At 70.4% G+C, this 10,172-nt stretch carries 11 protein-coding genes and 1 tRNA gene; 6 read left to right on the top strand and 6 right to left on the bottom strand.

The features are described from left to right. On the top strand, window positions 1-529 hold a 529-nt coding region (locus ASF38_RS18410; protein WP_200914448.1), incomplete at its 5' end, for an aminotransferase class I/II-fold pyridoxal phosphate-dependent enzyme. Window positions 530-545: 16 nt separating this feature from the next. Beyond that, window positions 546-1,391, top strand: a complete 846-nt coding sequence (locus ASF38_RS07680) for a hypothetical protein (RefSeq protein ID WP_056574947.1) — start codon at window positions 546-548, stop codon at window positions 1,389-1,391. A gap of 4 nt (window positions 1,392-1,395) precedes the next feature. On the opposite strand, the gene ASF38_RS07675 is transcribed toward ASF38_RS07680, so the two are convergent. Continuing rightward, window positions 1,396-2,034 (bottom strand): nucleoside/nucleotide kinase family protein, encoded by a 639-nt coding sequence (locus tag ASF38_RS07675; RefSeq protein WP_056574944.1) that lies wholly within the window; start codon window positions 2,032-2,034, stop codon window positions 1,396-1,398. Between the two features lie 85 nt (window positions 2,035-2,119). Here ASF38_RS07675 and ASF38_RS07670 point away from each other — a divergent pair, with 85 nt between their 5' ends. The 3 genes from ASF38_RS07670 (at window position 2,120) to ASF38_RS07660 (ending at window position 3,574) form a co-directional block, all read left to right on the top strand. Beyond that, window positions 2,120-2,461: a PadR family transcriptional regulator gene (locus tag ASF38_RS07670; RefSeq protein ID WP_055961341.1), complete on the top strand. Its 342-nt coding sequence runs from the start codon at window positions 2,120-2,122 to the stop codon at window positions 2,459-2,461. Continuing rightward, window positions 2,458-3,444, top strand: a complete 987-nt coding sequence (locus tag ASF38_RS07665) for a permease prefix domain 1-containing protein (protein WP_056574943.1) — start codon at window positions 2,458-2,460, stop codon at window positions 3,442-3,444. Before ASF38_RS07670 ends, ASF38_RS07665 begins: the two co-directional genes overlap by 4 nt. Before the next feature lie 43 nt (window positions 3,445-3,487). Next, window positions 3,488-3,574, top strand: a tRNA-Ser gene (locus tag ASF38_RS07660). Between the two features lie 251 nt (window positions 3,575-3,825). Here the strand turns inward: ASF38_RS07660 and ASF38_RS07655 are convergent. Together ASF38_RS07655 and ASF38_RS07650 are read right to left on the bottom strand one after the other, a co-directional pair. Further along, entirely contained in the window at window positions 3,826-5,469 is a 1,644-nt protein-coding gene (locus ASF38_RS07655) for a hypothetical protein (protein ID WP_156366840.1), read from the bottom strand. Next, window positions 5,466-7,658 (bottom strand): hypothetical protein, encoded by a 2,193-nt coding sequence (locus ASF38_RS07650; RefSeq protein WP_056574937.1) that lies wholly within the window; start codon window positions 7,656-7,658, stop codon window positions 5,466-5,468. Before ASF38_RS07650 ends, ASF38_RS07655 begins: the two co-directional genes overlap by 4 nt. 360 nt (window positions 7,659-8,018) lie before the next feature. On the opposite strand from ASF38_RS07650, the gene ASF38_RS07645 reads away from it, so the two are divergent. Continuing rightward, on the top strand, window positions 8,019-8,474 hold the full coding sequence (locus tag ASF38_RS07645; protein WP_235497499.1) for a helix-turn-helix transcriptional regulator: 456 nt from the start codon (window positions 8,019-8,021) through the stop codon (window positions 8,472-8,474). A 53-nt stretch (window positions 8,475-8,527) separates the two neighbouring features. On the opposite strand, the gene ASF38_RS07640 is transcribed toward ASF38_RS07645, so the two are convergent. The 3 genes from ASF38_RS07640 to ASF38_RS07630 all read right to left on the bottom strand — a co-directional run. Continuing rightward, entirely contained in the window at window positions 8,528-9,334 is an 807-nt protein-coding gene (locus ASF38_RS07640; RefSeq protein WP_056574930.1) for a hypothetical protein, read from the bottom strand. A gap of 153 nt (window positions 9,335-9,487) precedes the next feature. Then, window positions 9,488-9,751, bottom strand: a complete 264-nt coding sequence (locus ASF38_RS07635; protein ID WP_056575393.1) for a metal-sensitive transcriptional regulator — start codon at window positions 9,749-9,751, stop codon at window positions 9,488-9,490. 17 nt (window positions 9,752-9,768) lie between these two features. Beyond that, window positions 9,769-10,172, bottom strand: a 404-nt coding sequence (locus ASF38_RS07630) for a DUF302 domain-containing protein (protein ID WP_056574927.1), incomplete at its 5' end; no start/stop codon positions are given.

Below are 10,172 nucleotides of genomic sequence, written 5' to 3'. Positions count from 1 at the left end.
CGTCTTCGTGCCCTACCTCTCCGTGGACGGCACCGATGACGCCTATGCCGTGCTGTCGGCGTCGAAGGCCTTCAACCTCGCGGGCGCCAAGGCGGCCGTGGTGGCCGGGGGTGCGGCCACCGCCGACGAGATCGCCTCGGTGCCGGAGATCGTGAGCCACGGTCCGAGCCATCTTGGCACCCTTGCCCACGTCGCGGCGCTCACCGACGGCCGACCCTGGCTCGACGCCCTCCGCGCCGACATCGCGGAGAACCGGGCGCTGCTCGGTGACCTCGCGGCGGAGCACCTCCCGCGCGCCGGCCTCCTCGCCGGCCCCGGCACCTACACGGCTTGGCTCGACCTGCGCCCCTACGCCCTCGGCGCGGATCCTGCTGCCGTGCTGCTCGAGCGGGCCCGCGTCGCGCTCGCCTCCGGCCTCGCGTTCGGCGGCTCGTCCGGTGTCGGTGACGGTCGCGCGCGCCTCACGTACGCGACCCCGCCCGACGTGCTGCGCGACGTCGTCGGCCGGCTCGGCGCCGTGCTCGACTGAGAACGGGGCTCGACCTATGGCGCAGTTCGTCGCACCGGCCGCCTGGGGTGCGCGCAACGGGCCAGGCATCGTCCGCCGCGCCCTCGACGCCGGGCGCACCTGGCGGGCGGTGCTGCTGATGCTGGGCACGACGCTGTTCTCGTCGCTCTTCACCGTCGTCTGGGCGGTCACCGTGGCCATGGGACGCCCGCTGCTCTCGCTGGTCTTCGGCCTCGCGTGCTGGAGCGGCTGGGTGGTGGCCGTCGACGTGGTGGGGCGGTGGATCCGTGCGCCGCACGCCGACGACGGACCGGTGCTCGCCACGGCTCCCTCCGGACGTCCCGCCACCGCATGGCTCCGGCCGGGGTGGGCCCTGGCGCGACCGTGGGCCGTCGTCGCGGCGTTCTCGATCGTGGTGGTCGGCGAGGGCGTGGCCTGGGTGCTCGGGGACAGCAGTGCCTGGACGCTCCTGGGCGCGGGGTTCGTGGTCCTCCTGCTCGTGCCGAACCTCTGGATGGCGCGGCGCGGGGTGCAGGCGGGTGGGCTGTACCTGACGGCCGAGGGCGTCGAGCACGTGTGGGGGCCGGCGTCCACGCGGGTCTCGTGGGAGTCGCTCGAGATCGTCGGCCCGCTCGGCCTGGAGCGGACGCCCGGCCTCGAACGAGTGCGACGAGGGGAGTGGTGGTGCGTGGACACGACCGACCGCAGCGGCCGCGCGATCCCGATCCCGTCCGCCTACCTGGGCGACCGCACCGACGTGCTGCGCCGCCTGCTGATCGACCACGCCACCCGGCCCGCGCAACGCCAGGCGCTCGGGACGATTCGGTCGCTCGAGTGGGCGGCGGCCGTGGCGGGGCTCCCTGGTCGGACCGCACCCGGCTGAGCGGTCAGGGCGAAGGGACGACGAGGTCGGCGGTCCCGCTCCGGGCCAGCACCCGCCGCGCGTTGGGCTCGTCCACCTCGTCGACCCACGCCTGTGCCGCCTCGCGGGTCTTGCCGTGCTTGACGTGGCGGTCCACGAGGCGTGATCGACGACGACCGTCGTCGAGCTCGACGAACCAGACCTCGTCGAGCTCGGCGTGCACCTCGGGCCACGGGTCGGCGTCGTCGAGCAGGTAGTTGCCCTCGGTCAGGACGACACGGTGCGACGGTGCCACGGTGATCGAGGCGGCGATCGGCTGCTCGAGGTCCCGCTCGAAGCCGGGGGCCAGCACGTCGTGGCCGGATTCGGCGCGCAGGCGTCGCAGCAGGTTCAGGTAGCCGTGCGCGTCGAAGGTCTCCGGGGCGCCCTTGCGGTCGAGCAGGCGGCGTTCGGCGAGGGCGACGTCGGCCAGGTGGAAGCCGTCCATCGGCACGCGCACGGCCGGCAAGCCGTCGGCGGTGAGCCGGTTGGCCAGCCGCTTCGCGAGCGTGGACTTGCCGCTGCCCGGGGCGCCGACGACGCCGACCAGCACACGGCGTCCCGCAGCGGCGTCGGCCAGTCGGGTGACGCGCGCGGCGAGGTCGTCGAGGTCCACGTCCGGCATTCTCCCGCATCCTCCGGCGGCAGGCGTCCGGGGCACGATGATGTGTGATCTAGACATACTGTATGTCACACAGTAATGTGGCGGCATGACCTGGGACGACCACCTCCGCACCCATCTGCAGGAGCTGCGCCGCGGCACCGTCGTGGTGGCCAGCCTCGCCGCCCTGCGCGAGCCCGGCTACGGCTACGGCCTGCTGCAGACCCTCGCCGACGCCGGCTTCAGCGTCGACGCCAACACGCTCTACCCGCTGCTGCGGCGCCTCGAGGACCAGGGCCTGCTGACGAGCGAGTGGGACACCACCGAGTCCCGGCCCCGCAAGGTCTACCGGACGAGCCGCGACGGCGAGCAGCTCCTCGCCGCGCTGCTGGCCGACCTCGACGCCGTACGCACCTCCATCGAGTCCCTCACGGAAGGGCATCTGCCATGACCACCCAGACGACCACCCTGACCGACCGCTACGTGCACGCCGTGCTGCGCTCGGTGCCCGAGGACCGACGGGACGACATCGGCCGCGAGCTGCGTGCCTCGATCGCCGACATGGTCGAGGCGCGCACGGACGCCGGCGAGCCCGAGGCCGGCGCGGAGCGTGGTGTGCTCACCGAGCTCGGCGACCCGGGCCTGCTCGCCGCGCAGTACGCCGACCGACCGCTGCACCTGATCGGCCCGCGCTACTTCCTCACCTACTGGCGCCTGCTGCTCAGGCTGCTGGCCTGGATCCCGGCGACGGTCGTGGTCGTGGTGGCGGCGGTCAGCCTGATCACCGAGCCCGACGCGGCGTCCGCGATCGGCGACGGCGTGGCGGCTGGGATCCAGGTGGCGCTGCACGTGGCCTTCTGGACGACCCTCACGTTCGCGATCCTCGAGCGGGTCGACATCGACCCCGGCCTGCCGGGCTGGACCGTCGACTCCCTGCCCGAGGCGCCGCAGGAGCGCGACGTCTCCCTGGTCGACACGGTGGCGTCGATCGTGTTCATCGCCTTCTTCATCATGGTGCTGATCGGCCAGAACTTCCGCAGCTGGGTACAGGGCCCTGACGGCGACGACGTCGCGGTGCTCGACCCCGACCTGTGGTCCGGTTGGCTGCCGTTCCTCATCGGGGTGCTCGTGCTGAACATCGCGCTCGAGGTGTGGCGCTACCGGGTCGGCCGCTGGACCTGGCCGCTCGTGGGTGCGATGGCCGTCGTGTCCGCCGCGTTCGCCCTGCCGGTCGCCTGGCTGGCGTGGGACGAGTCGCTGTTCAACCCCGCCTTCGTCGACGCCGTGGGCATGAGCTCGCAGGTGCTCGAGTACGTGAACCTCGGCATCGTGGTGGGTGCGCTCGTGACCATCGTCGCCGAGGTCGGCGACGCCGCGTGGAAGGCCCACAAGGCGACCCCGCTGACCTCGGGCGCGGCCCCGATCGCCCACTGACCTCGCTGCGGTCGCCGCGTGACGGTCCGGTAAGGTACCCGGCGGTGGCGTGTCCGAGCGGCCGAAGGTGCATCACTCGAAATGATGTGTGGGGTCAAACCCACCGTGGGTTCAAATCCCACCGCCACCGCAGAGGGGCTCTCACACAACTGAGGCCCGATGAGTGACAGAACTCCGCCTGGACGAAGGTCCAGGCGGAGTTCTGCGTTCAGGACGTCACGGTCGAGCGCTCGAGCCGGTGCCTGATGGGCTTCAGAACCTCAGCGCCGGGCGATGTCCGGCCACCGCGGCTGTCGGTCGTGCTCCAGGGCACCACGAGCGGCCCTTGGGCGGGAGGCCGTCGGGCTGTGTGGGCGAAGCGATGAGTTGTGCGGTGGCGGCCTAGGCGGCCGCGGCTGCCGCACCGGGTGGGTCGCCGTCGAAGGGCAAGGGATGGCCGTCGGCGCCGAGCTCGAGGAACCCGTAGTCGTCCAGGTTGACCCGGACCAGGGGGTCGGCGTCGAAGCCGGTGGCGCGGGCCCAGCGCAGCAGGGTGCGCAGGTTGCAGGCGGCGACCTGGATGGCGAGCATGAACGCGGTGCGGATGAGGCCGGTCAGGCCGGTCCAGCCGCGCTTGACGCCTCCACCGTTGGGGGACTTGAGCAGTCCGAAGGTGGACTCGACGCGTGAACGTCGGGCGTAGGAGGCGAGCCACTCGTCCGAGCCCCAGTAGTGCTCCTGGCGCAGCTTCAGGCCGAACTTGAACGGGACCGTGATGGTCGCCTGACGGCAGGCCTTCGGGACGGGCTGCCCAGGCGGGTGGACGCACTCGGGCGTGTCAGCGTCGAGGTAGAGCGAGTCGGCGTACCCGGCGCATCGGCGCTTGCCGGCTCGTGCGGGCGAGATGTAGCGGCGACTGCCGGCCGAGGTCTGTGCCCCGAGCGGCTCGAACGCCCAGGTCCGCCGCTCGGCGATGAGCTCGCGGAAGCGCTCCAGCGCGAAGGCTGCCGCTGCGTGCTCAGCCTTCTCCACGCGAGTGGCAGCCTTCCTCAGGCGCGGGAGGGAGGCCTTCGGCGGAGGCGTGATGTGGATGAGGTGCTCCGGGATGCCCACGGCGTGCGGCCACCCGTCGATGAGGACGTAGCCTCGCGCAGCGTCCGGTCGCGCTCCGCCGTCCGAGGGGTGCATGTCCTGGACCTGCTTGACCCCGAGGTCGTACAACGGCTTCGCCCAGGTGTCGATGGTCGAAGTGGTGAACGCGCGGTCGGCGAGAACCTCGGTGATGGGGTTGCCCGTCTGGCTACGACCCTCGATGACCTCCATGGTTTCGGTCAGGCCTCTCGAGTTGGCCGGCACGAGGCGCATGTGGTCAACGAGCGTCGGGGAGTTCGTGCCGACCGTGCCGGCCCTCGTGAATGCCACCAGCGCGAAGCCGAAGTAGTTGTCGCTGCCGTTGTCGTAGGTCTCGGTCTGGTGACCCGTTCGCGCGTCCATGTCGGCGCAGAACTGGCGGCGAGGGCCGGGCTCTTCGTTCGCGGCCTTGAGCTGCTTGTTGCTGCCCTTGCGCCGTGCTGCGGACCGGATGGCGGAGCCGTCGATGGCGTAGCTGCCCTCGGACGGAAGGTGCATGCTGGTCGAGCTCACGAGGCGGTCCAAGATGCTTTCGAACTCGCCCTGACGGCGAGCGCGCTCGGTCACGGTGACGTCCTTCTCGCAGCGCGCCTCCTGGTACTCGTACAGGTTGGCGATGCGGTCGACGAGATAGTAGAGCTGGCGCATGGTCACGTCACGCCCGGCCTTGTCGCGGATGTTGTAGGCCGCCTTGGTCTGATCGGCCAAGTCCTTGACGAGGGTCTCGCGGACGCGGGTCAGGACGCCGGTGCGCTTGTGGGTTGCGGTCAGGAGCGCGCCGGTCAGGAAGACGTCGACGGCGAGCTGGCGGGGTGCTCCGCCGGTGCCGGCTCGCAGAGCGGCCTCGATGGTCTGATGGATTTCGGAGCGACGGACCAGCTCGAGGTACATCTCGAACTCGCGTCGGCTAATCATGCGCGCGACTCGTCGTAGGCGGCCAGCGCGAGAGCAACCTGTGCCGGGTCCGCCGGTGGACAGTGCTCCAGCAGGTCCGTAAAGCTGCGTGCCGACTTCAGACCAGCCGCTTGCAGGAGGTCAGCGAGCGAGACCGGTGACGACATCACCGAGACGAGCCAGGTGTGGCGAAGGCGGTTCGTCTTGACCTGGAAGGTCAACGCGTTGCCCTTGGCGTCGCGCAGGTGCCGCGAGACGACGTTGACCGTGGTCGTCGCATTCGCGACCAGCAGGTCCTCGCCGGACAGGTCTGCCGTGGCGTCGTGAGAGTCGAGCGCGCGCTGCAGCAGAGGGACGTACTCCGTGCGGATGGGAACGGTCCGCGACCGGGCGTTGCGACCCGCGACGCTGACCACGAACACCGTTCGACCGCCCACCTGCACCGGCTCGACGTGGCGCCGCTCGACGTGCCGAAGGTCCTCGGCGTCGAGGCCGGCGCCGAGCGACAAAGCAATGATGAAGGCCAGTCGTCGCTGCGACTTCGCATTCGGCTGGTGCCAAGCCTGGCGCACCAGGCTCGCGCACTCCTCGGCAGAGTAGGGCGGGGCCATCCGCTGGTGGGCGAGGGAGACCGGCGCCCGGTGCGGGTAGAGATTGCGGTGGATGCGCCGGAGGACCGACCGTGCCCCACCCTTGGACCCATCGGACCATCCTGACGCGTTGACGTAGTCCTCGATGCGTTCTGGGGTGAGCAGCCCATTGATGGTCAGCGGGACGCTCGCGTCACGCCCGCCGAGGGTCGCGTGCCAGGCGAGGAACGGTCGGATGAACGCGCAGATGTTCTGAGCGTTCCGACGGCTCGACGGCCTGTACACCAGCACGAGCCGCTCGGCCAGAGCCCGGTTGGTCTCCCACGCGGCGCGGTCCTCCTTGCGCAACGGCTTGTAGGCGGAGATGGCATCCCTGATGCTGTCGTCGACGTCGGGTTCGGCGGCGAGAGCGAGCGCAGGGGCCGCGTCCAGGTCGGCGGCGCGCTCGGCGCGCATCCTGGCTTCCTTGGCGGCCGCCAGGCGCGCACGCCGGGACTTCGGTCGGGCTGTCGATTCCGGCATCGGACCGGCTTCGTGGGAGGTGTTCACGGTGACCCCCAGGGGCTTCGATGTGACCTCGGTCAGCGCCACCAGAGCGCTGACGGCCCACACCGTGCCGGTGCCGAGCTGGCGTGCAGCGACATCGCGTGCGTTCGCGAAGTCCTCCGCCGCCCGGTCGAAGTTGAGCTTCGACGTCGGGCCGGGTGAGGACTTCAACCGTGCTTCAGCGACGGCCGACAACGGGATCGCGGTCGTGGCCAACGCCATCAGGAAGGGGTCATACGTGAAGGTCGGGTGCTGGAGCGGCTGGGCCGCTACGACAGTCCCCAGCGCCCGGCCAACCTCGTGCAGCGCCTGTCGTCGGCCGCCGCGGGAGTTGACGCTGTTGAACCTCGTGCGCTGCAAGTGGCCGGTGATGACGGGAACGCGCAGCAGGGCTGACGTGTCGGGCGTCTGGGAGCCGTCCCAGACGATGGGGTCGCTCAGGAAGCCGGTGAGTGCGGTCAGTAGGCGAGTAGCGTCGCGTGAGTGGCGCGGTGATGCTGCCGTAGCGGCCGAGCGGACAGCCTCGCCCGCCCGTGCCCACCGGTCGGCGTCCAGGGTGGACGGACGAGGGGTGTACCGCTCGATGGTCCGTTTGACGGCCTCGAGGTCGTTCGTCACCGCCCGCGACTCGAGCGCCGGGAAGCACACCGTGGGTCCGTCGAAGTCCAGCTCGACCGGCTCGTGTGACGCCTCGCGAGGCGTCCAGTGCCCAGCGGCACGCGCGAGAGTGCCGAGCGCATCGGTCCTTGCGCGGCGGGTCGTCTTCGCGCCAGAGCCAGGGTCGGCGTAGGCGGCGCGCACCCGCTCTTCGGTCAGCAGATCGGCCAGGTTCGGCGCCGACGTCATGTCCCAACCGGAGGGGCCCGCGAGGTAGTTCACGAGCGCCTGCGTGTGCAGGCGGGCCGCGTTGACCGTCTGGGGCTGCGCGGCCCGCACGCACGCGATGACCGGCTCCCTTGCGCGGTCCCAGGCCTGCGTGGCGAGGAGACGTGGCTTGTATGCGTCGAAGAACTGCTCGACCTCGCCGGGGAGGTGTGCAGATGGTGTTGTCGCGGCAGAGCGTGCGGAAGTCATCGGGGAGCCTTCGGAAGAAGCCGTCCCGTCCGGTGGGGTGGCCGGACGGGGTCCCAGCGGTGCTGGGTGGCGGACCGCGCGGGGGCGGTCGCGGCTTCTCATCGCTCAGCGGGGAAGCAGGTTGGACGGTGCGCATCGGTCTGCGGGCTGAGAATGAAACGCATCGGTTATCCGATACAAACTCAGACGAGATAGAAACGACCCATGGTGAGCAGGCAAGACGGGACCGGGTCGTGGTCGGCGCCGCGCGGGGCGCGGGGTGAGGACGGCGCCTGGGTCTACGCGCTGGAGTCCAGGCCGCTGTTCGAGCAGTCCGAGCCGAGCGTCGAGGACATCGCGGTCGGCAACTACCGCAGGGTGGTGTCGCGTCTCCAGATCGAGCGCGCGACGTGCGGTGAGACTGTGCGCTCCCTCGCCCGGGCCGCGGGATTGTCGCTGTCGGTCACGAACAACGCGCTGAGCGGGTCGAGCTGGCCGAGGTGGCCGAGCCTGGAGTCCCTCGCATCGGCACTCGGTACGTCACTCGCGGTCAGCGGACTGCCTGGTCGCCCGGTCATCGAGGCTCTGCTGGAGGTCGAGCGGGCTCGCGGCGGCCGCCCCTTGCGCGTCGCGCTGCATCAGATGGGTCGTCTCAAGGTCGACGGTCCAGCGCCGTATCACGTCATCCAGCGCTCGACCGGGCGCCGGAGTACGCGTGACGTCGGCGTACGTTCGAACACGTTCTACGACCTGGCGAAGGCCGGCCGAGCGCCTTCGTCAGCGCTGGTGTTCGCACTCGCGGCGCTGAACACCCGCAGCATCGCCGTCGAGCCTTGAGGCGTTCTCGCGTCCCAGTGGCGGGTCGTTCGTTGGCTGCGGTGGCGGGGACCTCAGTTCGTCGTGGGCGAAGAGCTGTGGGCGTGCCAAAGCTTGAGCGCCTCCTCGGTGGCCATGACGGCGGCGGACAGCGACATCCCGTAGCTCTGCGGCGTACCAGTGGTGAGACGCAGACGCTGGCCCGTTCCAACGAGTGGGATGTCCTCGTGAGGGAGGATCTCGCTCTGCCATAGACGAGCGTGCGCTGACGCGCTGGCCATCCGCCACTCCGAGACGTATGCGCGCAGAAGCCACGGGTCCCCGGGTCGCTGGGTCGCGACGTACGCCGCGGCGTCGCGCAGGGTCCTCGTGACGTTGTACTCACCGCGCTGGGGTCGCACCTCCTTCTTCAGGCGTTTCAGCTCCGCTGTGTAGGAGGAGACGCGTTCGCTCAGCGCCGCGATGAACTCGGCGCTCACGTCGTCGGCGAGGGTCTCGTCGCGCGAGTAGTCCTGGAGGAAGCCGAGTGCCTTCTCGGTGTCCTCGATCTGGATCAGCTGGAGACGTCGAAGCCGGGTGTCCCGCCCGCCGGTGAGGACCCACAGGGCCTGGCTCGCTGCGACGAGGGCTGAGCGGCACACGGCCTGGAAGGCGAAGGGGTGGAGGCGGGCTCCTCCCTCGCGGGAGAGTGAATCGTCGGCAAGGCCGAGGTGGTCGATGGCGACCGCGATGCTGGACCAGGCTGCGGTGCTGGCGGGGAAGGAGCGGTTGAGCGCGTCGTCGGCGGCGAGTCGGCTGTCAGGTGCGACCGCGCCGCTGTTGTCTTCGGCGTACTGCTCCCACTCGCGGATGGCGCTGCAGCATCGCCCAATGCGTTCCATCCACGCTGTCTCTTCAGGGCTCACAGCGACAGCCTGACACGCGGAGCGGCAGGGGGTTCGGGACTATCACTGACGAGCCCGGGACGGCATGCGTCCTGCTGGCTGTTGCGCGAACGGACGGTGTGGACGCGGATGTCCAGCCGACCGGGCGGCTCACGCCAGCGACATGAACAGCTTCTCCATCTTCTTCGCGTCGACGCCGTCGGGACCGTCGCCGTCGGTGAGGCAGTGCTGCATGCCGGTGGCCACAATGGCGTAGCCGGCGCGCGACAGGGCCTTGTTGACGGCGGCGAGCTGGGTGAGGACGGACTCGCAGTCAGAGCCCTCCTCCATCATGCGGATGACGCTCCCGAGGTGTCCGTGGGCGCGCTTCATCCGGGTGATGATCGCTTTGATCTCGGCGGGCTCCAGTCCCATCGCCGCGGAGTCGGGCATCAGGCGTTCTCAACCGTCTCGAGGGCACCGAGCAGGCGAGCGCGGGCGTCGGTGGCGATGTCATGCAGTCCGGCCGGGGCGTCGGTGGCCATGGCGGTCATGGCCTGGGGGTCGAAGGCCTCGACCACGGTCCGGTCGCCGTCGGCGCGCACGACCACGTTGCACGGCAGGAGAGCCGCGATCGACGGGTCCGCCTGCATGGCGGCATGCGCGAGCTGAGGTCGGCAGGCGCCGAGGATGACCTGCGGCTCGACGTCGACGTCGAGCTTGGTCTTCAGGGTGGCCTTGATGTCGATCTCGGTGAGCACGCCGAAACCGGCGTCGCCCAGGCTTGCGCGCACCAGCTCGACGGTCTCGTCGTAGCCCTTCGCAGTCGTCACCTTCATCGTCAACTGGGTCATTT

The sequence above is a fragment of the Aeromicrobium sp. Leaf272 genome (assembly GCF_001422865.1).
GTDB lineage: Bacteria > Actinomycetota > Actinomycetes > Propionibacteriales > Nocardioidaceae > Aeromicrobium.
This window is presented reverse-complemented; position numbering and strand designations above follow the sequence as displayed.